Below are 24,647 nucleotides of genomic sequence, written 5' to 3'. Positions count from 1 at the left end.
ATGAAGTAATTGTTAAATTGAAAACCATATCGAAATGAAAAAAATAATAAACCTGCTATTGGTATTAGCTATAATTGGCTGCAGTAGCCAAAAAAAAGAAGAACGGCAAGCGGACAATAATCAACAGAAAAAAGATAAAACGATTGTTACACCCAAAGAAAAGTGGGATGTACATAAAGAATATGACAAATTTGGAAATCTTATAAAGTATGATTCTATTTATTCTTGGTCGTATTCAAATGTTAAGGGCGACTCTCTTCAAGTTAATTTAGACAGTATTATGAATTCTTTTCAAGGGTATTTTGATAAAAATGTGCCATTTAAATGGAATGAAGACTTCTCCTTTTTCCCTAAAAAGGATTCCCTTTTTATGAGTAATTTTTTTAAAGATGATTATTTCTTCAGAAAATGGCAAACTCAACATTCTGAGTTGGAGAAAATGATTAAAAGAATGGATGCTGAACGAAATGCCTTCCTAAAGAAGTTTTATCCAGGATTAATGGAGTCCAGAGATAAAAACTAATCGAGCACAATAAAATTCAATTAAAATTAAAAACCCTTAACTAACTTATTAAATATCAATTAGTTAGCTAAGGGTTTTTATTGGTGGAGACGCCGAGAATCGAACTCGGGTCCAAACAAGCAGCCAAAAAGCTTTCTACATATATAGTTCTTATTTAATTTTCGTCTAAAAACTGATTAAGAACAATCCATTTTTAGCTTATCTTCTTTAGCTTCAAAAACTTGCCAAAGCTACAAGTTTTCTATGTTTATTTTTACGATGCCCAAAAATGAAGCGCCATAAACCAAGGCTTTTCATGGACATAAAGCTTGCACACCTTGTGTGCCGAGGCTAATCCTACTATATTTCGGATTAAGCAGCTAAAGCGTAGTTATCTTCGCCGTTTAAAAAGTTGAAATAAGTTTTACAAGAATAATTTCATTCCTTGATATGCTTACAAATTCACTGACCTTGCTGTCAAAACCAGTCGTCCCCAAAATGTCAAAGATGTACTTATAAAAAAAAATACAGATTGCAAAAGTATAAAAAAATCAGTTGCTAATCTCTTTAAATTCTAATATCTTCGAGCAAATATTATACCACAATATATTATGAAGTTTGGCATTATTAAAGAACGTAAAAATCCACCAGATAGGAGAGTTGTTTTTTCTCCAGAAAAGTTAAAAGAGTTTCAAAAAAAATTTCCAGATTCGGAGATTAATGTTGAAAGTTCTGATATTCGAGTTTTTTCTGATGAAAGTTATGAGGAAATGGGCTTGAAAGTTACAAATGATGTTTCTGATTGTGATGTTTTATTTGGGGTAAAAGAAGTTCCTATTGAGGCTTTAATCGATAATAAAAAATATTTTTTCTTTAGCCATACGATTAAAAAACAACCTTATAATAGAAAGTTATTAGCAGCAATTTTAGAGAAAAATATTGAACTGTTTGATCATGAAACCATCATTAAAGAAAATGGTGCGCGTTTAATTGGTTTTGGACGTTATGCTGGAATCGTGGGTGCTTACAATGGTTTTAGAGCATTTGGATTAAAAAATGAAACATTTAATTTGCCAAAAGCAGCAACTTTAGACAGTCAAAAGGAACTAATAGCGACACTAAATAAAATCAACTTACCGAGCATTAAAATTCTTTTAACAGGAAACGGAAAAGTGGCGTACGGTGCTAAAGAAATGTTAGATGGAATGCATATTAAACAAGTTTCTGTTGATGATTATTTAAATAATTCATTTGAAGAGCCTGTTTATTGCCTTGTAGATGTTTTAGATTATAACAAACGCAAGGACGGGGAAGTAATTAATAATTATGATTTTTATAAGCATCCAGAAAAATATGAATCAGATTTTATGGGTTTTGCAAAAGTAACTGATTTTTTTATTGCTGGTCATTTTTATGGCAATGGAGCACCCTATCTATTTACGAGAGAAGATGCAAAATCTAAAGATTTTAAAATAAAATTTGTGGCAGATATTTCTTGTGATGTAGATGGGCCCGTGGCTTCAACATTAAGAGCATCCACAATTGCAGAACCTATTTATGGTTACAACCCCGTAACTGAATCTGAGGTAGATTATAAAGATAAAGGCGCTATCGTAGTAATGGCAGTAGATAATTTACCTTGTGAATTACCCAAAGATGCCAGTGAAGGTTTTGGCGAACTATTTTTAGAAAATGTAATTCCTGCTTTTTTTAATAATGACAAAGATGGTATTTTAGAACGTGCTAAAATGACAGAGAACGGAAAGCTTACTAACCGTTTTTCATATTTACAGGATTATGTAGATGGAAAAGAATAATGTTACAAGATAAACAGTTTCTCATAGATTTAGCAAAGATGAAAATGCCTTTTGGTAAATATAAAGGTAGGTTTTTGATTGATTTGCCGGAACATTATATTGTTTGGTATAAAACTAAGGGTTTTCCTGCGGGTAAATTAGGAAAGCAAATGGATTTAGTTTATGAGCTCCAATTAAACGGACTTGAGGATATTGTAAGGGAAATAAGAAGGAAATTTTAATTTTTTTATTTAATAACAACACCATATGCAATATGCGCAATTCCTAGAATAGAAAGAGAGGAATACCAGTAGGCCGGTATTAACATGCACATAACTGCTAAAAGCAGACTTAAACCAGATAAAATTAACAGGTTTTTTCGTTCTTTATTCTTGAATAGAAATAGTAAAACTGCGTAAAGAAATAGAAAAATAGGAGTGAGGTGGTCTATTAAACCAGCACTCAGTACTAGCATTAATAGTGTGAAAATAACTATAATGTAGAGGATATATTTTCGAGATGCAACTTTTGTTTCTCTATTCCAAAGCTTGTGTTGAAATTTTTTAGCACTTCTTTTTCCGCCAAAAAACAAGGCTAAGGACGAAAATAAAAAGACCAAAAGAACTAGGGCGATTATTAATGCTTCTATAATTTCTGGAGATAACGTTCCCATGGGATTATCATCAATTAAAAAACCGACTAAAATAGTTTTTATTAAATATCCTGCAATAAAAAAATAAGCTCCAATAAGAATGCTTGTAAAACCTTTTAAATAGAAATTAATTTGAAAAGTATTGTGCATATCTCTAGTATTTATTGGCTAATATACAAAAATGAATTCTGCGAAAAAATTCATTCTAAATGAACCGGAACAAATTAAATCTATTTTAGTGCTTTTATTAATTTTTACTAAACGGAATGTTTTTGAAGTTGTTTTATTATGATGGGTAAAATTAATTTTACCCTGAAATATAGATGCTATTTTCTCTATAAACAAAACGATATTTATAAATTATTAATCGTTTTTCTAATAGCGACTAAATTAGTTAAAAGACCTTCTAAATTGTCTAAATGCAGCATATTTGCACCATCACTTTTTGCATTTGCAGGATCGAAATGAGTTTCTATAAATAACCCGTCAACATTATTTACAATTCCCGCTCTGGCAATCGTTTCGATCATTTCTGGTCTTCCTCCAGTAACCCCAGCAGTTTGATTTGGTTGTTGCAATGAATGTGTAACATCTAAAATTGTTGGAGCAAATTCACGCATTTCAGGAATTCCTCTAAAATCAACAATCATATCTTGGTAGCCAAACATAGTCCCCCTGTCTGTAATCCACGCTTTATTAGAACCCGCATCCTTTACTTTTTGCACAGCATGTTTCATTGCACCTGGACTCATAAACTGTCCTTTCTTTAGATTGACAACTTTTCCAGTTTTTGCTGCTGCAACGACTAAATCCGTTTGACGCACTAGAAAAGCAGGAATCTGCAAAACATCTATATATTCCGCTGCTCTAATAGCATCAGAAACTTCATGAATATCTGTTACCGTTGGTACATTAAAAGTTTCTGAAACTTTGCGTAAAATTTTTAATGCTTTTTCGTCTCCAATTCCTGTAAAACTATCAATTCTGCTTCTGTTTGCTTTTTTAAAACTTCCTTTAAAAATAAAAGGGATGGCTAATTTATCAGTAATCGTAATTACTTTTTCAGCAATTCTTAAGGCCATTTCTTCACCTTCAATTGCGCAGGGTCCTGCTAAAAGAAAAAAGTTATTAGCGTTTGTGTGTTTTATATTTGGAATTTGAGATAAAATCATTTGTAAAAATTTTGCACAAAAATACATAAAAATTAGGTGTTATAATGCGATAGGTTTTAAGATTCTGAACTAAGAGCGGGAAGATGGGTATGTTGTTTTCTAAATAGTGTTTTGAAGATTGTTTTCTATTATATTGATTATATTTATATTTTTAAAATGAAAATAAAATGAAAAAAATATCGATCGCTTTAGTGGCATTAGCATTTATAATTTCTTGTAACAGTTCAAAAAATGTCAGTGAACAAATTGTAAATTCTGTAAACACTAAAATAATTGAAAGTGTATTTTTTATAGATTCAGTAACGGTTAAAAAACATTTATATACTCTTGCTTCTGACGATATGGAAGGTAGGAAAGCAGGAACCGCAGGTATTGAAAAAGCTGCAAAATATATAGAAAATGAGTTTAAGAGAATTGGTTTAACCACTTTTGAAAGTTTAGAAACCTATAGACAAACCTTCAACTTTAAACCTAGAAGTAGTAAAGAAGAAATTACGAGTGCCAATATTATAGGAGTTTTAGAAGGCAAAAGTAAAAAAGATGAATATGTAATTGTTTCTGCACATTATGATCATTTAGGAGTGAAAGGAAAAGGAGAAGATAAAATTTACAATGGTGCGAATGATGATGCTTCTGGAGTTACAGGAGTTTTAGCATTGGCTGAATATTTTAAGAAAGTTGGGAACGAAAGAACGATTGTTTTTGTTGCTTTTACTGCTGAAGAAATGGGTTTAATTGGTTCTACTCATTTCGGGAAAGGTATTGATGCTAACAAATTTGTAGCAGGAATTAATTTAGAAATGATTGGGAAAGTGCCAAGTTTTGGGCCAAATACGGCGTGGTTAACAGGTTTTGAACGTTCAGATTTTGGTAAGATTATTCAAAGGAATTTAAAAGGAACAGGTTACCAATTATTTCCTGATCCCTATAAAAATTTTAATTTATTTTTTAGATCAGACAATGCCTCTTTAGCTCGTCTCGGAGTGCCTTCTCATACTTTTTCTACAACTCCTATTGATGTAGATAAAGATTATCATAAAGCTTCTGATGAAGCAGAAACTTTAAATATGACCGTGATTACACAAACGATTCAGGCGGTTGCAAAAGGAACGGAAAGTATTATTAACGGAAAAGATACTCCTACAAGAGTAGTTTTAAACGAGAAAAAATAAGCTTTAAAACAAATATTAAAAATGAAGGTCCTCAACAAATTAATGTTGAGGACTTTCTTTTTCTAGAATACAATTTCCTAAAACTGATATCTAATAGCTAATGCTAAAGAAGAATTTAAACCATCATAATTTCCTGTAATACCAACTTCTGGTCTATAATCTAAAGAAATTAAAATAGGGGCATCAAAATTATATTCAATTCCAACTATTCCAGCACCAAATAAAGAAGAATATCCAGAATCAAAACCTGCACCAAAACCTGCATACCAGTTAAATTTATCTTCTAAATTCCAAACCCATTGATACAAACCTGTACCTTTAAAACTACTGAATTCGTCTCTTAAACCTAAGTTCACTTCTAAACGATTAGAGTTATCTAGTTTCTTTTGATAAGAAATATCAGCACCCAAACCATTTCCGCCACTAAATCTTAAACCAATTGCATTGTCTAAAATTTCTTGAGCGTTTGATGAAAATGTTGTAGCCAAAATAAAGCCAAATCCTAATAATATTTTTTTCATAATTTATTTTTTAAGTTAAAATCAATGCAAATTTAAAAATTAGCTTTTCTAAAAGAAACCAATACGTTTATAGTTTTGTTAAAATATTTTTCTAATTATTAAATACTTTAATTCTAACACCTTCAGAATGACTGCTAAATTCTGGCGCATACATGCTTTGTATAGTTGTAATTCCGTTACTGAAATCGCCAGTATTGTTTACGCTTACATCATACTCAAAAACATAAATACCTTTTGGTAATTGATCAAAAAAGAAATTAGTTGTAGCATCTTTTGTGCTTTGATAATAGCCTAAATTGTCTTGCCATTTGTATTTTGATAACACATGTATTGGTTCAACACCAGAAGCTCTCATATCTTTCATATGTATAAATTCCATATTTCTATCACTTCTTAATTCAATTCGGACAGTAATCAAATCACCTACTTTCAACTTCGTATTTTTATCGATTTCTTTTAATTCTTTGCCAGCATCAGAATTTACTTTTAGGAATAATTTTTTATTGATTTTTAAAGGAGTTTTTGCAGAGGTAATTTTGTCTAAATCTTCAAAGTACTGCCAATACAAACCTCCCCAAGTAACTCCGGTTCCTTTTTTATTGATGGTGACTTCGGCCATATCGGGTTTAATTTGATCTCCATTCCAAGAAGTTTTAAAGTAACCTGTTCCAGCTTCTAGTTTTACAGCTGGCATTTCTGCAGTATTTATTTTCTGATTACCGACTTTAATATCTACCATTTCTGTAATGGAAAACCAATCATTGCCGTTCAATAAGATGGCATATATAGCTTCCGTAGTTGCTTTGGTGGTTTTCCAGTTGTTGGTTTGCTTATTTTTTAACAACCAAATTTTTAGATTATCTATGGTTTTTTTATCATTCTCGATTTCAGAAAAAGTTTCAATCATCAAAGCTTGCGTTTCCACAGGAGCTTGATAGTAGAGAAATCCAGCAGTATTTTCTTTCCAGTACATTCCTAATTCATCTGAAGTGATAGAATTTTCTTTTAATGATTTTACAATTTTATGAGCAACTGCTTTTTGTTCATTTCTAAAAAGTGACAACGCGATTTGACCTTTGGCGTATAAATTAAATTCATTCCAATATTTTGTAGTTTGATTCTGATAATAATCAACTGCCGCTTGAGTTTTATCATCCAATGAAATATTCGCATAAAAACTTCGCATGTACAAATATTGAATTAAAAAATAATTTAAATTATTTTTTGATAAAAACTCTTTGTAAGCGATTTCTCCTTTCTTTTTTGTTTTTGAACTTTCTTTAATTTCTGAGGCTCTTTTTAATAGTTGTGTATATACCGCTAAAAATTCGCTGTTTAAATACTCAAGAGCTTTTTCAATGATGTTTTTAGTTGTTTTGTTAAAATCAGTAATTCCTAACTTTTGTAAATGGCTAAAACCTGTAACAATATGTTGCGTGATAAACTTACTTTCATATCGTCCGCCTTTAAACCAAGGAAACCCGCCAGAATCCATCTGAATATCTTGCAATTTATGAATTGTTCTTTCTTGCTCATTTTTCATTTTTGATAGATCGAATAACATCGCAATTCGTTTCTTCTGTTCAGTTTCTGATGCTGCATCTCTTACCCAAGGGGTTTCTTGAATGATGATTGATTTTAATTCCTCATTTTTTTCTAAGTTAGATAGTAAAGCGTCAGAAGTTTTCCAAGCATCAAAAACTGCTTGAATTTTAGGATTGGAATTTGCTACAAAACTCGCTAGCGTATTTGCATAATACTTAGAAAACATTTGTTCTGAGCATGCATAAGGATATTCCATTAAATAGGGTAAAGATTGAACTGCATACCAAACAGGATTTGAGGACATTTCTAAGGTCAACTTATGATTCTTTAAAGTTGATGAAGTATTTTTTTTCAACTTATCGAGGGTAAATGTTTTAGTTTGATTTGAGCGAACCCAAATAGGAAGTGTTTCTGTAACCAACATTTTGTTTGTTAAAATGGGCAATACATTTTGCTCGCCATCGGAAAAAGCACCCGAATTTGCAACAATTTTATATTGAACTGCTTGTACAGTTTCAGGAATTGAGATTTGCCAAGAAACATTTGTGTTTCCATCTTTATCAACAATAAAACTTTTGGTGGAATTTGTATTTTGAAATTCCATATCTATTTTTTTCCCAGAAATAGCATCTGTTAATAGGAGCTTCGCTATACCACTTAATTGATTGTTGGTTAAATTGGTGATTTTAGCACTCAATGTAATTGTATCTTTTTCACGCAAGAATCTTGGTACATTGGGAACCACCATTAATTCTTTTTGAGTGATTGTTTGCAATGTTTTTGATGACGATTTTAAATCAGTTGTATGCGCTAATAATTGTAATTTCCATCTTGTTAACGCCTCTGGCATCACAAAATAAAAACTTACTTTTCCATTTTTATCGGTTTTTAATTGAGGGAAAAAGAAAGCAGTTTCTTTAAAATTCTTTCGTATTTGTATCTTTTTTAAAGAAATTTTTTCTTTGGTATTATCTTCAATTTTCATGAAAGCTATTTCTTCAAGTTCTTCAACCTCTAGTCCATCTGCCATTTCAATTTCATCCGTTTTTCCTTTTTCGGAAATACCAGACATTCTTTTCATCATAAAATTCCTATTTCGTGCAAATCTAAAACCAAACCATTTATAGTTTTCGTTTGCGATTGATGGAAGTCCAAAATACTTTCTTTGATTATTTTGGATATTAAAACGAGTGTTTTTAAAACTAGTATTTGCTTTAGAAACATTGTAGGAGTAATAATTAGTTTTGGGAGTTATTGGGTTGAATTTCCAATTATGCGCTTTAAATTCATCTAAAGAAGCATCGTACATAGAAGCTAAAACTTCTGCTGTAAGTGCATCATTTTTGTCGTTTTTAACGGTAAAACTCCAAGTTTCTTTTTGTCCTGGTTGTAATTTGTCTCTAAAAATGTTGGTTTCAATTTCGATGCTTTCCTGTTTTTCAGGAACACTAATTAGTACGTTTCCACTTTCAAAATAATTATAATTTACAAAGTGATATTTAATTGCAAATCCGCCAATATCTTCTTTATGCACAGAAACTTTAATTGTTGTTGTACAATTGTTTAGTTTGATGATTTGTGTATCTACAATTTTATGATCTTTCTCAATTTGAACAAAAACACTCATGTTTTTTGAAGCAGAACCAATTTGTAATTCTACTTCATCTCCAATCTCATAAAACGTTTTATTTGTATTGATAAAAAACAATTTGTTATCTGGAATTTTTTTCTCTTTTGATGAGAAGAGGGTAAACCTTTTTTCATCTTTTACTTCTTGGCCAAACTTATCTTTGCTATTTAAAACAACCATGTATTTTCCGGAAATCCAGTTTTTAGTATTTTTTAGAATAATTTCTTTAGAGATTGATGTGTCAAAGTTTATACTGAAAACTAGCTCTACTTTTTTCCATTTATTTTCATCACTTTCATTATCTGTATAGGCGTCATGTGGAAATAAAGTTCTGAAGGTATTTTCTGAAATATCTTGATAATCAGGAGTAGGCCAAGGTCTTTTTCTAAGAGGGTTTTTAGGTGATTTTAATTTATAAATTTTGATACTTCCTTTGGCTGTTACAAACTCATCATTTAAGTTTTTAGTATCAATTTTTAAAGCGGTCTCTTTTTTGTTTTTATCAATCTTATCTTGTGTATAAATAGTTGCGATTAAAGTGTGATACCCGACTTTTACAATAGTTGATGCACTTCTAGTCTCTCCATTAATATCTGTAACATTCGCTGTGATTTCGTAATTAAAAACGGGGAGATTTTCTTTTAAAACATTTTCATCAGGAATGGCTTTAAATTTTATTTCAAAATTTCCTGATGTATCTGTGCTACTTTCTCCGTTTGTAATTTCTTGAGTTTCACTTATAGGATTTGGTCTGTACCAAGAATACCAGTTTGGATATTGTGCTTTTCTATAAACCCTATATACCACTTTTGCATCTGTAATATTAGCACCTGAAAAAGTTTTTGCAAAACCTTTAATCGTAATAATATCGTTGATTTTAAAACTTTTTTCTGTAGGATTAAATTTAGTTTCAAATTTTGGCCTTTTGTATTCTTCGACAGAAAAGAAATACTTATCAAAGGTAAAGCCTAATTCCTCAGAATTTGTATTTTGTAGTTTTGAGGTTATTGAGTATTCACCCGTTAAGCCATTATTTGGAATTATAAATTCACCAGCAACAGATCCAAATTCGTTCAGCTTTAAATCTATTTTTTTGACTTCTTGATTATTTACATCTTTTAAAATAACTTCAACATATTCATTTTTAAAAACTTCAGATTTGTTACCTTGTTTTTTAATTACAATTGCTTTAAAATAGATCGTTTGCCCAGGTCTATAAATGCTTCTATCGGTAAAAATAAAAGATTTAACCAATGTAATTTCCTCGGTATGATGCTTCTTCTGATTACTTTGATTGTATAAATTATGATTTTCGAAATGGGCACTATCATCCTTCGTTGTTACTGAAATTAAAACATCTCTGTAATAATCTTTACTTTTAAAATAAGCAAACCCGTTTTTGTCTGTAATTAATTTTTTATCTATTGATACACCTTTTTGTTTATAGGCACTTTTAAGATGTATGTTTGCATTTTTTATGGGTTCTCCTGTATTTCTGTGTACAATTTGATAATTATACTTTCCTTCAAAAGTATTTTCGACTAAACTTAAATTAGTTGCTTGAATATAAGAGACCCCAAACATAGAATTCTTTTTTAAATCTTGAGTATCTGAAGCAAGAATTAAATAAATTCCATTGTCAAATTTTGGAACAATTACTTCTGTTGTGTGTTGTAAATAATCGTGGTCATTTCTTAATTGATGTTGCCAAGTTTTACTTTTTTCAAGCTTATTTAGAAAAGCTTTTTTCTCTTCTAATTTGTACAATTTATTAAATGTTAATTGTTGTTTTAGATTGATTTTATAGCTCGAAAAAAATAATGTATCAAGATTTTTATAAGTAATTAATACTCTCGAATTTTTTCCGATGGGTATATATGCTTCAGCTTTTATAAAAAGCGTTTTTTCTTCAATTTGAGATTTTAAAATACGACACTTTTTAGCTCCGAAACTGCTTGGATACTTATTGATTACTTCATTACAAATAACAATTGCTTTTTCGTTTTTAAATCTAGTTTTTTTGGTTTCAGATGTATTTAAGTTCGCTTGTTTTTTGAACAAATTCGCAATTTCAAAAGCATATAAACCACTAGCGCTATGGTTTGTAATTTCTTTCTTAGAAGTTTGTAAAGTATTTAGTAGGATGGGTTCTTTTTCATTGAAATTTGAATGTTTGAATACAAAGTTTAATCTTTGGATATCAATTTCTGAAAGTGCATTTTTATTATTTTCTTTGAGGTGAAAATCAATAAGGTTTTGATATAGTTTAAGTGCGTTTAATTGCAAAGAGAGACTATCTTTTGAAGTTATGTTTAATTTAGAATAAGTATGTGCGTCCTTTAAAAATGAAGCATTATTTATCACAAATTTATAAGACGGTTTTGTAATTGAATTTTCTGAAGATTTATAAAATTGTAAAGCATTATTCGCTAAAAAATCATAGAGTGTTGGTCTATAAATGCTAGATTCTTTATTGATTTGTAAAATATCAGCAAATTCTTCAATTTTAATATGCTGAAGTTGTTCCGGGTGCATCAAAGAAGTATCAAAATAAGTGTGAATTTCTTTAAATAAGGTATTTATATCCCAAGTTCTAAAATCAGCTGAGTCAATCTTGTATTCGACTTTTGTTCTATTGTAGAATTTGTATAAATTCTCTTTAAAGTATTGCCAATATAGATTTGCTAAAATATTCTGTAAAATATTTTTTGTTGGGAATTTACTTATAGAAATTTGTTTTTTAAAGTTGTTTATAACTCTTAGCTTAGCATCTTCCTCTAGTTTTAAAGAAAATTTACTTTTATAAAAAAGTGATTTTATAATTTGGGGATTATTATTTTCTTTATCTGATTTTATAGAGATTTCTTGCACAATTTGTAATGCGGATTTTGGTAAACCATCTGCCTCAAATTGCTCAACTTTCAGCCAAAGGTCTTTAAAATCATTTTGTGCATTCATGATTAAAGTAAAGAAGATAATCATTAATAAAGTTGCTGTAATTTTTTTCATAATTAATAGATTTGTATTACCAAAATGCGCTTTCATCCGTTTGTAAAACGGGCTATATTTAGTAAATAGATCTTTTGAGTTCTTAAACCTAGTTTTTAATCGAGTTTCGTTCTAAAGATAATTAATATTGCAGAAAGCTTTTGTATTTTTACTTTTTATAATTCTTTTATATGAACATTCATTTTATTGCTATTGGAGGAAGTGCAATGCACAATTTAGCAATTGCTTTACACCAAAAAGGATACCAAGTTTCTGGAAGTGATGACGCAATTCATAATCCATCAAAATCTAGATTAGAGAAATACGGTTTACTTCCTAAAGAATTTGGATGGTTTCCAGAGAAGATTTCATCAGAGTTAGATGTTATTATTTTAGGCATGCATGCAAAGAAGGACAATCTAGAATTGTTAAAAGCCCAAGCATTAGGATTGAAAATTTATTCATATCCAGAATTTTTATATCAACAATCGAAAGATAAAACACGCGTTGTAATTGGTGGCTCTCACGGAAAAACTACGATTACTTCAATGATTTTACATGTATTAAATTATCACGATAAAAAAGTTGATTACATGGTTGGTGCGCAATTAGAAGGTTTTGAAACCATGGTTCATTTAACAGAAGAAAATGATTTTATTGTCTTGGAAGGGGATGAATACTTGAGTTCGCCAATTGACATGCGTCCGAAATTTCACTTGTATAAACCAAATATTGCTTTGTTAAGCGGTATTGCTTGGGATCATATCAATGTGTTTCCTACGTTTGAAAATTATGTAGAACAGTTTAGAATCTTTACAGATTCCATGATCAATGGAGGAAGTATGGTGTACAATATAGAAGATGAACAGGTAAAAGAGGTTGTTGAATCTTCAGAAAATCATATTAAAAAATATCCATATAAAACTCCAGATCATTTTATAGAAAACGGAATTACCTATCTAGAAACTTCAGAAGGAGATTTGCCTCTAGAAATTTTTGGTAAACATAACTTGCAAAATTTAGCAGGTGCGAAATGGGTCTGCCAGCACATGGGAATTGATGAAGATGATTTTTATGAGGCTATTGCAAGTTTTAACGGAGCAAGTAAGCGTTTGGAAAAGATTGTAGAAAGCCAGTCAACTGTAATTTTTAAGGATTTTGCACATTCACCAAGTAAAGTAGCAGCAACGACAAAGGCGGTAAAAGAACAATATTCTGAAAGAACAGTTTTAGCTTGTTTAGAATTACATACCTATTCTAGCCTAAATGCTGAATTTTTATCAGAATATAAAGGGGCATTAGATTTTGCGGATAAGGCGGTTGTTTTTTATTCTCCAGATGCTGTAAAAATTAAACAATTAGAAGAGGTTACGGAACAACAAATAGCGAGTGCTTTTGAAAGAGATGATTTGATTATTTATACAAATCCGAAAGAATTCAAACAGTTTTTATTGAAACAGGACTTAGAAAAATCTGCTGTGGTTTTAATGAGTTCTGGCAATTATGGAGGTCTAGATTTTGAAGAAGTTAAGCGTTTGGTTTAGGTTTTTTTAAAACCTAATTGAACTAGTTTTTCTTTATGCAAGTCATTATATGTTGTTCTTAGAATTAACCATTTTCTATGTTCTCTGTTCAACATAGATTTGTGAATCATATAATTTACTAATTCCTCTGGTAAATAATGTAGAAAAGCTGCTCTATTTAAATTACAATATAATGCGGGGAATACATATTGAGCAGTACTTACTTTTACAACAGCATCCCAATCTATATTTCCTGATTTTAATTCTCTTTCAATTTCTTTTCTATTTTTTGCTTCCAACGAAATAGTTAAACATTTTCTTATAAAAAAATAAAGCTTCTTTATAGGTCATTCTTAAATATTGTAGAAACAGTTTCTATCATTTCTGCATTATTAGAATACACAAGTTGGTAGCAATTTAAGTTTTCAAACCAATCTAAAAATATTTGAGCATTTTCTGTTATTGGAGAAAGCCAAGAATCGGGTACTAATTGCTGAAATGCATCAATTTTCGAAATTCTATTACAAACTAAGGTAGCATCTTTTTGGTACTTTATAAAAATCAAATCATTACAAGGTAAGTTTGCAAAGAAATCATCATTATTAGGTTTCAAATAACGGACAATTTTATGTAATCTTTTAAAATGATATTCAGCAGAACTTTCTAATTCAGGATACATAGGTAATAAAGTTTCTAAACTACTTTTTTTTATGGAAATAGCCGCAGGGAAACTGTACACTTTTTGTTTTTTTACATCTACAGGAACAAAATCGTCTGCTAAGCATGTGAAGCCATTTGCTTGCAAGATGGCTAAAGAAGTACTTTTTCCATTACCAGAATCACCTAGAAACAGTATTGCCTTCTTACCATCGCTAACTGCTGATGCGTGAAAAACCCCCATCCATTCTTTTTCTTCTTTTTGATGAATCTTTTGAATCAATTCCATTGAGAATTTTCCTTGGAAATAATGAAGATTCTCTGGGCTCCAAGAGCCAATAAATGTGTTATTTACATACAGAAAAATATAGTTGTGATTGATGAAAACCTCAAACTCATTTTGAAATTCAGTGACCTCCTCCATCACTAAATGAGCAAATTTTGGGTGTACGAAAGAAAGTTCTTTGTCGCTTAAAAATGAAATTTTGAAAATAATGTTGTTGATTTTATAATACTTTATAAACTCAAAATTTTTGGGTCTTTTAATATTTCTAAAATCATTTGCCATTTCAATGTTTTCAGACTGTTTTTCTGTAAAGAATTTTTTTTCAAGTTCTAAAATAAAATCTACAGATTTTTCTATAGGAATCTCCAATTCTTTTGAAAGAGTTTTAGCAATTTCATTAACTGGTATCCCGCTGTTTATTTTCTTTAAAATAGCAGCTGCAGTATTTTCTAAAACTACATATTCGTTTTTATCTTTAAACCAGGAAATGGTTTTTTCGTCAAAATATTTATAGAGTACTGTCGTTTCCTTCATACAGGATAAAAGTAGTTATTTTGTACTTATTCGCATAAAAAAATGATTTAAAATTCGAAGTATTTTTATAAATATTTTTTTAAAATCCAGTTCCTGGATCCCCAAGACTTGCTGCCTGAGCCTTTTGTGGATTTAAGATGAAGTATGTTCCCAATGCAGTTAAAGCTGCATATTTACTGTAATTACCTATTATTTTAATAGCATCTTTACGAGTAATTTCTTCGTTTTTAGTGTTTTTTTGATTTTTCATGTCTCATACAGGTCTTTATTAATATTGGATGCTTATTTTTTTGTTAATGGCGCCTGTTTGCGTTGTTAAATGAACAAGGTAAATGCCACTGTTAATATTTGATAATCTAATATTATTCAGACCATTTCCTTCAAACGAATTGTTTAAAACTTGCTGACCAAGTAGATTATATAATTTTATATTTATTTTTCCATGATACAAACCAACAATAGTTAAAGTTGCTCTGTTAGCTTGGAAAATACTTACATTTTCTAAAGCTAAATCTTGCACATTTAAAATTGATTTTTTAGAAGTATGTATATAGAATCTACCTATTCCGCTTAAATCTTTTGTTAAAGAAATTTTGTGGTTATTATCTCCACCCAATGTTGTATATGTATTGTTTTCTTTATCTTCAAGATATACTTTTAGGTCTGGAGGTAAGTTAAGAATTTCAGCAGTAAAGTTAATTTCAAGACCTTTAGCGGCATTGACACCAATAGGGATAATCATGTTCTCATAATCAAAATTTGGTAAAGACTGAATTGCGTAATTATTACCATTATTATCTGAAATTAATTGAGAATAAATGGCAAAGGAATTAGAAACTCCGCCAAATAATTTTCCATCATAACCGGTGTCAAAACCAGTACTCGTTTCAGCTATATAATATATTTCTGCAGTTCTGTTATTTTTACCATCTGTAAGATTTAATTTAATTTCTGGTTTTGAATCACTTTTTTGAAAGGTATCTATTGAATTATGACTTTGATTAGATTCTATAAAAGTTACTGGATTACTAGTTTTAGCTTCAACAAAAAAGCCTTGTCCTGGGGCAATCATAAAATCAGGGCTTGTCCCTGTCGTTTTTGTATCATATGAGGTTCCGTTCCAAATGTAAAAAGTTGATTCTAAATCTGAAGATTGTGTATTTAAGAAAGTCGAACTATTTATATAAGAAGTATAAGGGTTACCCATCAAATTATAGTTATTCCCATTTGTGGCATTTTGCACAAGAGCAACGCTAGCATTTGTATCATCCGTTCTCAGCGCACCTGTAAAAGAAAGATTGCCTACTTCTTCCAACTGTATTGAATATCCTTGAGCATTTTCTAAATTACCAGTAGAATTATTAGTTTGATAAGACCATCCGCTTGTCGTAGACGTCTGAGAGTTGTCATAAGGGGCTATTCCTATACTTACATTATTAGAACTAGTTATAAAAGTATGATTAGATATTAAGTCAGTAATGGTTTCCCCATCAACAGGAGACGAAACAAGATACCATGAATCTGCAGTAGGTAAATTTCTATTGTAAGTAATATCTCCAGTAACTGTAGAAGTGCCCTCTGCTATTAAAGTTCCTCCTGACTCAATAGTAATACTATTTGCTGTTATTGAAGTTCCACTGAATACTGTTGGATAATTAGTTAAACCATTTGGAATAACAATATCATCAGACGCTTCTGGAATAGTTTCAATATTCCAGTTTGTAGCGTTTGTCCATGCATTATTCGTTGCTCCAGTCCATGCAATATAAGAGCCTAAATTAACAGCATTTGCTAAAGAATTGCAATCTGCACCATCCAGGGCATTTTCTCCCGCATAAAAGAAATCGTCTTTATTAAAGTTACCTGCATTCGCTATTTTACCATTTTTTCTTTTTGCATAACTATCTTTATAACTCCAAGTTCCAAAAAAAGAAGAGTCTGTAATTTCGCTTGGGTTACCAAATATGTCAATAATATTTCCATTAGGGTCCTCTACTCTAAAAGAATCATTGCCATTAATGGTGCCTAAGCTAATTCCTATTTTGGTTTTATCAGGGAAAACAGCCTCAAAACTTGTTGTGTCAGTTTTTTTTATCAGATAAACAAATTGGTTTGTAATTGTACCTAAATCTGAAATGTTTTTTGATACCCAGTCTCCAGAGCTAGAATTAGGCCCATTTAATTCTACATCTAAATCATAACCTTGGAAATCAATTGTGCCACTCACATACAGTTCAATAAATCTTGGTAATGAGCCATTATCATCGCTTGTGCATGGGCTATCGGCTAATGTGCCGTCAACAATGGTTGTAATAACAACAGATTGTGCACAAATTTTGTGAAATGGTAGACATAGTGTTAAGGTAAGCGCAATTTTTAAAAAATTTTCTTTTTTCATAATAATTATAATACTTGATTATCCTACTCTTTGGATTTTCGGAATTTTCCCCGTTTTTTATAGTAGTTTCTAGCCTCTACTCTTTGAAAGGTTGAATTTTTATAAAATAATCTTTAACTAATAACAGATAAAGCCAACTACTAATTTATAGTCAGATGTCTCCGGATATAGGTGATTTTCAATGCTCATAAAAGTTTGTATTTTTTTCAATTAATTTGAAAGTAAACAGATATGTTGGTATAAATATCAAACCTGATTTAGGTCATGTATGATTCTTGTTTAAGTGAATTCTAGAGCAGCTTTGCGCTATTGTTTTAAGTAACTTTTAATGACTACTATAACGCAATAAATAGTTCTGATTCTTCAAGTTTTTAGCCTTCACTAATTTTTGGTATTCTGTAATTGAATACCTCACTTAACAAATTTTTTATCAAAGATAATTTGTTAAATAATTAAAAGCTAGCAGTAAACCGCTCTTAAAACTGCGGATTTCCGCAAAAATAGTATATATCTATGCTTGTTAAACTTTAAAAATAATAAGTCAGTTTGGGAGATTAAGAATATCAATAACTCGCTACACAAAAAAGAAATTGTATTGTTTATATGAGCTCGTTTTATCTGCAATTTATTTATATCAAAAATAAATATTAAGAGAAATGTAAAGTATGATTTGTGGATTACATAATTTATGCAGTGTGCCTATTTGATAATAGTTTCGCGAATACCTGAGCAGGTGAGGAGTGGCATTAGTGACATATTATAAAGCTCTTTTTAACTAGTAATGACCGTTCATACATAAAGGATGAAAACAAATAAAAAAGAAGTTCATTTTATTAGAGGTTACTCAAAATAATGCTCGGAGTTATCAGAATGTATTGGTTTTTTTGTTACCGAAAGAACTAGATGCAATTAATTTTTACGCCAAAAGAAAGGTGTAAATAAAATGAGTACTGTAAACAACTCTAAACGTCCGATTAACATTAAAAAAGAACAAAACCATTTGGCACCAGCGGATAAATGAGCAAAATTATTTACCGGACTTACAGAACCTATAGCCGGGCCTATATTACCTAGAGACGATGCTGCAGCTCCAAGGGCAGATAAAAAATCTAATCCTAATAATGTAAGTGTAACTGAGGCCAAAATAAAAATAAGCATGTAAATGATAAAGAAAGAAATAATGTTTAAAACAATGGTCTGATTTATAGGTTTACCATCATATCTTACAGGTATTATGGCATTTGGATGTACCGCTTTTTTAAACTCTAAAAAACTGTTTTTTAACATAATAATATGTCTTACTATTTTTACACCACCACTTGTAGATCCTGCGGAGCCTCCCGTAAAAAAGAGCGCAAAGAAAATACTAGTAGCAAAAAAGCTCCACATTGTAAAATCTGCCGTCACAAATCCTGTGGTAGTAACTACAGAGGTTACCATAAATAATGCATGTCTTATAGCACTTTCTGCTTCCCCAAAAACTTTTGGATGCGCAATTGTGGTCTGTAAATTTGGATCTTGAAAAAAGTAAATTAAAATAGTTACAATCGCCGAAATAGTAATAATTCCGAATAAATAATATTTAAACTCTTCACTTTGAAAAACTTTCTGAATTTTTCCTTTTAATGCAAAATAGGTTAATACAAAGTTAGTCCCTGCAATCAGCATAAAAAAGATAATGATATATTGTACAGATGGCAGATGGTTATAAAAAGCAACACTACTGTTTTTGGTAGAAAAACCGCCGGTACTAACCGTAGCCATTGCATGGTTTATAGCGTCAAACCATGTCATGCCTGCTACTTTTAATAAAAAAAATTCTGCAAAAGTTAATACTACATAAATTATATACAAACGTTTTGCGGTGTCTGTAATTCTAGGATGTAATTTGTCTGCAGACGGTCCAGGAGCTTCCGCCATAAAAAGCTGCATGCCTCCAATTCCCAAAAGTGGAAGTATGGCTATGGTAAGAACAATAATTCCCATTCCTCCAATCCAATGAGTGGCACTTCTCCAAAAAAGAATTCCTTTTGGCATGGATTCTATATCTGTCAAAATAGAGGACCCAGTTGTTGAATATCCTGAAATGGTTTCGAAAAATGCATCAGAAATATTGGGGATTGCCCCAGATAATAAATAGGGTAGCATTCCTGTAAAGGAGAGAGTTAACCATCCTAAAGTAACAATTAAATACCCTTCTTTTTTTTGAATATTTGTGCTTGTAGGCTTGTTTATAAAGTAGAGAATTAGTCCAATAAATACCGTAATAATCCCTGCATTTAAAATTCCACTTGCTTGGCTTTCATCATTAAAATAACTAAAAGGGAAGGCAATAAACATAAACAATCCATTAATAATGGCTGTAATGCCTAAGAAGCGATAAATTATTTTAAAGTTAAGCGTTCCCATCTTAATTAAATAAATGCTCTACGGCTGTTATGGCCTCTGGTAAACAGAATACAATTACTTTGTCTCCATTTTGTATTTGCATATCACCATATGTCATTAATGCTTTTCCATCTCTTATAATTCCACCAAAAACGGCTTCTTTTGGCACCCGTAAATCTTTGATTGGTTTTTTTGTAACTCTTGCATCCCGTTGCACTTCGAATTCAAAAACTTCAGCATCAATATTATGAAGATTGGCTAATTCTAGAATTTCACCTTTTCTAATGTGTTTAAAAATGTTACTGGCTGCAATTAATTTTTTATTTATTAAAGATTGAATTCCTATCGTTTGAGAAATATCGATATAATCCATATTTTCTACCAAAGCAATAGTCTTTTTTACTCCTTTAGATTTTGCCACCAAGCAAGACATAATATTGGTTTCGGAATTACCAGTAACGGCAATAAAGGCATCTGTTTCTCTAATGTTTTCTTCTTCTAATAATTCTAAATCTCTACCATCACCATTTATAACCAAAGTATTGGTCAAAGTTTCAGCAAGCATTTCTGCTTTTTCTCTATTTTTTTCAATTAACTTTACTTTAAAATTGTCTTCACAAAGATTTCTTGCTGTTTTCTCGCCAATACTACTTCCACCAAGAATCATTACATTCTTAATATTGAATTGCTTTTTTCCTATTATAGGATACAAGTCTTTCATGCTATAATTGGGCACAGAAAAATAAACTTGATCGTCTAATTTGTATTCAGTATCTCCTCTAGGAATAATTGTTTGAGAAACATTTTCTCTTTTGATAGCGATTGTTATGAAATCGACATTCGTAAATTTTTCTGCGGCCTCTTTAACTGTTAAATCTACTAAAGGCGATTTGTAGGTAAGTGTAGTTCCCATCACATTAAACAAACCTCTCTCGAACGCAACAGTATCATTAAATGAAGATTGGTTCAAGAGCATTTTTATTTCATTAGCAGCTAATTCTTGGGGAGAAATCATAAAATCTAGTCCAAATTTTTTGAAGTCAACTTCACAATCATTTAAAAACTCTGGATTGTCTATTCTTGCAATGGTTTTTTTTGCTCCTAAAGATTTACCAATTACAGAAATTGTAAAATTGGTATTTTGACTATCGGTTACAGCAATTAATAAATCTGCAGAATCAATACCAATCTCTTTCAAAAGTTTTATGGACGTTGCATCTCCTTTTTTTGTAATTACATCTAAATGGTTATTTAAGTAGTTTAACTTTTCACCATCAAAATCTATAATATAAGTATCTTGAGATTCGTAAGATAGTAGTTTTGCTAAATGAAACCCTACATCTCCAGCACCCGCTATAATGATTTTCATATTTAAAATATAGAAATAAAATACAAATATATCATTAGTTTTGATTCCAACTAAAATAAAAGGCAGTTTTCAAGTTTCAGCTAAGATTCAAAAAAATAATTTTATTTCCTTTTTTTGGATAAAAAACGGATACTCTCTTTTTTAAGATACTAGTGGTTTTAATTATATTCACAATTTCTGAAAACATTATTTTGTGTGAACTTAGCGTATTAGCTGATCCTCGTAGATTTTAAAAATATATTTTTTGTAGGATATCAAGAAGAGTTTACGTAGAAAAAATTTTAATGCATCGGTTATTAAGATTGTGCAAAAAGATACACTTAAAGTAAATATTAAGGACACCTTTAAACCAATTGTAGTTAATTTCGATTTTTGTATTTTTATAAAAAAAATGAAAAATGGAAAAGTTAACCATAAAATCTTGGGCGCTAGACGACCGGCCTAGAGAAAAGTTGTTGGCAAAAGGAAAAGCTTCACTTTCTGATGCAGAACTGATTGCTATACTTATAGGCTCCGGTAATAGACAAGAAAGTGCTGTGGCATTATCAAAAAGAATTCTACAATCTGTAGATGGAAATATAAATGAACTTGCAAAATTATCCGTAGAGAAACTTACTACCTTCAAAGGAATCGGAGAAGCGAAAGCAATTGCTATTATGACTGCGCTTGAATTAGGAAAAAGACGCCAACTAGAAATTGCCTTAGAAAAACCAAAAATAACGAGTAGTAAGGATGTTTTTTATTTGATGCAAACTATTATTGGTGATTTAGAACATGAGGAATTTTGGGTACTTTTTTTGAATAACTCTAACAAGGTCTTATCAAAAAAACAAGTAAGTAAAGGTGGTTTAACAGCTACAATAGTTGATGTTAGATTGCTGTTCAAAAGAGCATTAGAATTAGCCTCGGTTGCAATAATTGTTTGTCATAATCATCCTTCAGGAAAATTAGAGCCAAGCAATGCTGACAAACAACTTACTCAAAAAATTAAAGAAGCAGGAACAACTTTAGATATTAAACTCTTAGATCATTTAATAATTACCGAAAAAGCGTATTTTAGCTTTACCGATGAAAGCCTTTTGTAGTAATCAATATATAGGAACAATTATCCATAAAAAAAGTTTCTGTTAATTGAATTTAAGCGCTGTAAGTGAGACTTTTATTGCAAATGAAAACTCTCTAATTAAGAAATGATATTAATTTACACACATAAAATAACACCCAGAGTACGTTATATTTTTAAGCATATTTTTACAAGAGTTTTATTAATTTCCGTTGATTTTACTTCAAAAATTGAAGAATTTGTTGCTCATAACGGGCCAAAGTTATCATATACAAAAGCCTCTTTAGGAAATGAATTTTTTATAAAAAGTAATGATTTATTATTTGAACAAGGCGTAAGCGATTTAGATATCAATATACAGAAATGGGAAGATGTTCCTTGTTTTTTTGCAAACAACTTGAAAGAAGTAATTCCTTTTGATATTTTTGCAGCCAGTTTCTATTTAATTTCGAGATATGAGGAATACTTGCCTCATGTAAAAGATATCCATGGACGTTTTACGGCAGAAGAAAGTATGGCCTTTAAAAATAATTTTTTAGAAAAGCCTGTAGTAGATATTTGGGCGTACAAATTTTTGCGAATTCTAAAGGAAAAATTCCCAGATTACAGTTACAAAACCAGAGAATATAATTACATTTCTACTATAGATATAGACAATGCTTTTGCATACAAGCATAAAAGTTTGGTGCGAACTATTGGAGGCTTTTTTAACGATTTACTAAAATTTAAATTGTTAGAAACTTGGAATCGATTTGCAGTTGTTTGGAAATTAAAAAGTGATCCTTTTGATACTTTTGATAAAATTTTAAGGCTTAAAAAGGAGTACAATGTAAAAACTGTTTTTTTCTTTTTAATTGGTGATTATTCAACTTTTGACACCAACGTTTCTGCGTCAAAAACAAAATATAAACTTCTGATAAAAGAAATGGTAGACTACGCAAGAGTAGGTTTGCATCCTTCTTATTTTACCATGAAGAATGTAGCACTTTTAAAGAAAGAAAAGGAACGGCTAGAGAACATTACAAATATGCCTGTAACTAGTTCTAGACAGCATTATTTGCGTTTTTCTTTGCCAGAAACCTATCAGCATTTAATAGATTTAGAAGTAGAAGAAGATTATTCTATGGGTTATGCCAGTAATGTTGGTTTTAGAGCAAGTACTTGTACACCTTTTTATTTTTATGATTTAGACTTTGAGATTCAAACACCTTTAAAAATATTTCCTTTCGCTTTAATGGATACTACTTTAAACGATTATATGAAATTAACACCTAAACAATCTTTGGGGAGAATTAGAGATTTAAAGAATGAAGTAAAAGCTGTAAATGGAACTTTTATTACTTTGTTTCATAATGAAAGTTTAAGCAATTATTTGCGATGGAAAGGTTGGAAACGTTTGTATGAATCGATGTTAAAAATTGCCACTTCTTAGAATGATTCAATATATAAAAAGAAAAGATTTAGATATTTTAAAGTATGATTCTTGTATAGAGAATTCCGTACAAAGTAGAATTTATGGTTTTTCTTGGTATTTAGATATTGTGGCTGATCATTGGGATGTTTTGGTTTTGGATGACTATGAAGCTGTAATGCCAATTCCTTGGAAGTCTAAATATGGAATCAAATATGTATATCCACCTTTCTGGTTGTTAGAATTAGGTATATTCTCATTGGAAGAAAAGTTTGATATTCAGCTATTTCTTAAAAGGTTATTTGATGAGTTTAGATTTGTGGAATCAAGATTAAATACAGATAATAAATTTGATAGTCCTAAAGGGAATTCATTAGTCAGAGAAATGCAGGTTTTACGTTTGAATGAAGATCATGACTCCGTTTTTAAAAACTATAGAAAAGATAGAAGAAAGGATTTAGTAAAAGCAAACAAGTTAGGTCTAATGGAAAAATGGAATGACAATCCAGAAATCTTAATTACGCTTTTTAAAAATAATGTAGGAAAAAGAACTCCTTTTATAGTTGAAAAAGATTATCAGAATTTATTAAGGTTGATAAAAGAATGCATTAAAAATAGTGTCGGTGATATTCTTTCTATTTATGATAATGAAAGCAATTTAGTTGCATCTGGTTTCTTTTTAAAACACAAGAATACAGTAACTATTTTAGTTTCATCTACAGATTTTAAGAATCGAAATAATGGTGCAAATACGTTCTTAATTGATAGGGCTATTTATAAATACGAAAAGAATTTTGGTGTATTTAATTTTGGAGGTTCTTCAATGAAATCTATTGCAAAATACTTTTTAAGTTTCGGTGCTAAAACAATTCCATACAAGCAAATAAAATACGATAATTTATCTTTTTTAGTGAAGTTATTTAAACGTTAGTATTTGAAAAAATATCAATCGTTTTTGATAAACTTTCTGAATACTATTCCTTCTCTTTCATAAAAATAAATACCAGTATTATTTGTTTGTTTTTCCTTTGTTATAGTCA

At 30.2% G+C, this 24,647-nt stretch carries 18 protein-coding genes and 1 other RNA gene; 8 read left to right on the top strand and 11 right to left on the bottom strand.

Annotated elements, in window-relative coordinates; all coding sequences use genetic code 11:
* The first annotated feature begins 34 nt into the window (after positions 1–34).
* Positions 35–523: a hypothetical protein gene (locus BLT88_RS11720; protein ID WP_091954913.1), complete on the top strand. Its 489-nt coding sequence runs from the start codon at positions 35–37 to the stop codon at positions 521–523.
* A gap of 81 nt (positions 524–604) precedes the next feature.
* On the opposite strand, the gene ssrA is transcribed toward BLT88_RS11720, so the two are convergent.
* Positions 605–997: a transfer-messenger RNA gene (gene ssrA / locus BLT88_RS11715) on the bottom strand.
* A gap of 116 nt (positions 998–1,113) precedes the next feature.
* Between ssrA and BLT88_RS11710 the strand changes: the two genes are divergently transcribed.
* Together BLT88_RS11710 and BLT88_RS11705 are read left to right on the top strand one after the other, a co-directional pair.
* Positions 1,114–2,319 (top strand): NAD(P)-dependent oxidoreductase, encoded by a 1,206-nt coding sequence (locus BLT88_RS11710; RefSeq protein WP_091954911.1) that lies wholly within the window; start codon positions 1,114–1,116, stop codon positions 2,317–2,319.
* A complete protein-coding gene (locus tag BLT88_RS11705; protein WP_036783500.1) occupies positions 2,319–2,540 on the top strand; it encodes a DUF3820 family protein in 222 nt (73 codons plus the stop codon). Before BLT88_RS11710 ends, BLT88_RS11705 begins: the two co-directional genes overlap by 1 nt.
* A 5-nt stretch (positions 2,541–2,545) precedes the next feature.
* Here the strand turns inward: BLT88_RS11705 and BLT88_RS11700 are convergent, their stop codons facing one another.
* The gene (locus BLT88_RS11700; RefSeq protein ID WP_091954910.1) at positions 2,546–3,100 is read right to left on the bottom strand and encodes a hypothetical protein; all 555 of its coding nucleotides are present in this window, start codon (positions 3,098–3,100) and stop codon (positions 2,546–2,548) included.
* A gap of 203 nt (positions 3,101–3,303) precedes the next feature.
* Positions 3,304–4,122: a 3-deoxy-8-phosphooctulonate synthase gene (kdsA, locus tag BLT88_RS11695; RefSeq protein ID WP_091955790.1), complete on the bottom strand. Its 819-nt coding sequence runs from the start codon at positions 4,120–4,122 to the stop codon at positions 3,304–3,306.
* A 167-nt stretch (positions 4,123–4,289) separates the two neighbouring features.
* Here kdsA and BLT88_RS11690 point away from each other — a divergent pair, with 167 nt between their 5' ends.
* Positions 4,290–5,294: a M28 family peptidase gene (locus BLT88_RS11690; protein WP_091954909.1), complete on the top strand. Its 1,005-nt coding sequence runs from the start codon at positions 4,290–4,292 to the stop codon at positions 5,292–5,294.
* 77 nt (positions 5,295–5,371) lie between these two features.
* Here BLT88_RS11690 and BLT88_RS11685 read toward each other — a convergent pair whose 3' ends face one another.
* Together BLT88_RS11685 and BLT88_RS11680 are read right to left on the bottom strand one after the other, a co-directional pair.
* Positions 5,372–5,815 (bottom strand): hypothetical protein, encoded by a 444-nt coding sequence (locus BLT88_RS11685; protein WP_091954907.1) that lies wholly within the window; start codon positions 5,813–5,815, stop codon positions 5,372–5,374.
* A gap of 91 nt (positions 5,816–5,906) precedes the next feature.
* Positions 5,907–11,999: an alpha-2-macroglobulin gene (locus BLT88_RS11680; protein ID WP_091955788.1), complete on the bottom strand. Its 6,093-nt coding sequence runs from the start codon at positions 11,997–11,999 to the stop codon at positions 5,907–5,909.
* A 170-nt stretch (positions 12,000–12,169) separates the two neighbouring features.
* On the opposite strand from BLT88_RS11680, the gene BLT88_RS11675 reads away from it, so the two are divergent.
* Positions 12,170–13,522 carry a UDP-N-acetylmuramate--L-alanine ligase gene (locus BLT88_RS11675; RefSeq protein WP_036783531.1) on the top strand — a complete coding sequence of 451 codons (1,353 nt, stop codon included), beginning with the start codon at positions 12,170–12,172 and terminating at the stop codon, positions 13,520–13,522.
* Here the strand turns inward: BLT88_RS11675 and BLT88_RS11670 are convergent.
* The 6 genes from BLT88_RS11670 to trkA form a co-directional block, all read right to left on the bottom strand.
* Positions 13,519–13,800 carry a hypothetical protein gene (locus tag BLT88_RS11670; protein WP_036783539.1) on the bottom strand — a complete coding sequence of 94 codons (282 nt, stop codon included), beginning with the start codon at positions 13,798–13,800 and terminating at the stop codon, positions 13,519–13,521. The two genes, BLT88_RS11675 and BLT88_RS11670, sit on opposite strands and share 4 nt — an antisense overlap.
* Before the next feature lie 41 nt (positions 13,801–13,841).
* Entirely contained in the window at positions 13,842–14,978 is a 1,137-nt protein-coding gene (locus tag BLT88_RS11665) for a hypothetical protein (RefSeq protein WP_091954906.1), read from the bottom strand.
* Between the two features lie 79 nt (positions 14,979–15,057).
* Positions 15,058–15,228 carry a hypothetical protein gene (locus BLT88_RS14255; protein WP_172824312.1) on the bottom strand — a complete coding sequence of 57 codons (171 nt, stop codon included), beginning with the start codon at positions 15,226–15,228 and terminating at the stop codon, positions 15,058–15,060.
* An 18-nt stretch (positions 15,229–15,246) separates the two neighbouring features.
* Positions 15,247–17,376, bottom strand: coding sequence for a T9SS type A sorting domain-containing protein (locus BLT88_RS11660; protein ID WP_091954904.1), 2,130 nt, complete (start codon positions 17,374–17,376; stop codon positions 15,247–15,249).
* 909 nt (positions 17,377–18,285) lie between these two features.
* On the bottom strand, positions 18,286–19,785 hold the full coding sequence (locus BLT88_RS11655; RefSeq protein WP_091954902.1) for a TrkH family potassium uptake protein: 1,500 nt from the start codon (positions 19,783–19,785) through the stop codon (positions 18,286–18,288).
* A gap of 1 nt (position 19,786) precedes the next feature.
* Positions 19,787–21,133 (bottom strand): Trk system potassium transporter TrkA, encoded by a 1,347-nt coding sequence (gene trkA / locus BLT88_RS11650; protein ID WP_036783548.1) that lies wholly within the window; start codon positions 21,131–21,133, stop codon positions 19,787–19,789.
* A gap of 398 nt (positions 21,134–21,531) precedes the next feature.
* Here trkA and radC point away from each other — a divergent pair, with 398 nt between their 5' ends.
* From radC to BLT88_RS11635, 3 genes are all read left to right on the top strand, one after another.
* Positions 21,532–22,218 carry a DNA repair protein RadC gene (gene radC, locus BLT88_RS11645; RefSeq protein ID WP_036783550.1) on the top strand — a complete coding sequence of 229 codons (687 nt, stop codon included), beginning with the start codon at positions 21,532–21,534 and terminating at the stop codon, positions 22,216–22,218.
* Between the two features lie 105 nt (positions 22,219–22,323).
* Complete coding sequence (locus BLT88_RS11640) at positions 22,324–23,628, top strand: polysaccharide deacetylase family protein (protein WP_091954901.1); 1,305 nt, start codon at positions 22,324–22,326, stop codon at positions 23,626–23,628.
* Position 23,629: 1 nt separating this feature from the next.
* Positions 23,630–24,538, top strand: coding sequence for a hypothetical protein (locus BLT88_RS11635; protein WP_091954899.1), 909 nt, complete (start codon positions 23,630–23,632; stop codon positions 24,536–24,538).
* The last annotated feature ends 109 nt before the right edge of the window (positions 24,539–24,647 follow it).

It is taken from the genome of Polaribacter sp. Hel1_33_78, assembly GCF_900106075.1.
Taxonomy (GTDB): domain Bacteria; phylum Bacteroidota; class Bacteroidia; order Flavobacteriales; family Flavobacteriaceae; genus Polaribacter.
The sequence above is the reverse complement of the archived record's forward strand: the minus strand, read 5'-3'. Positions and strand labels throughout refer to the sequence as shown.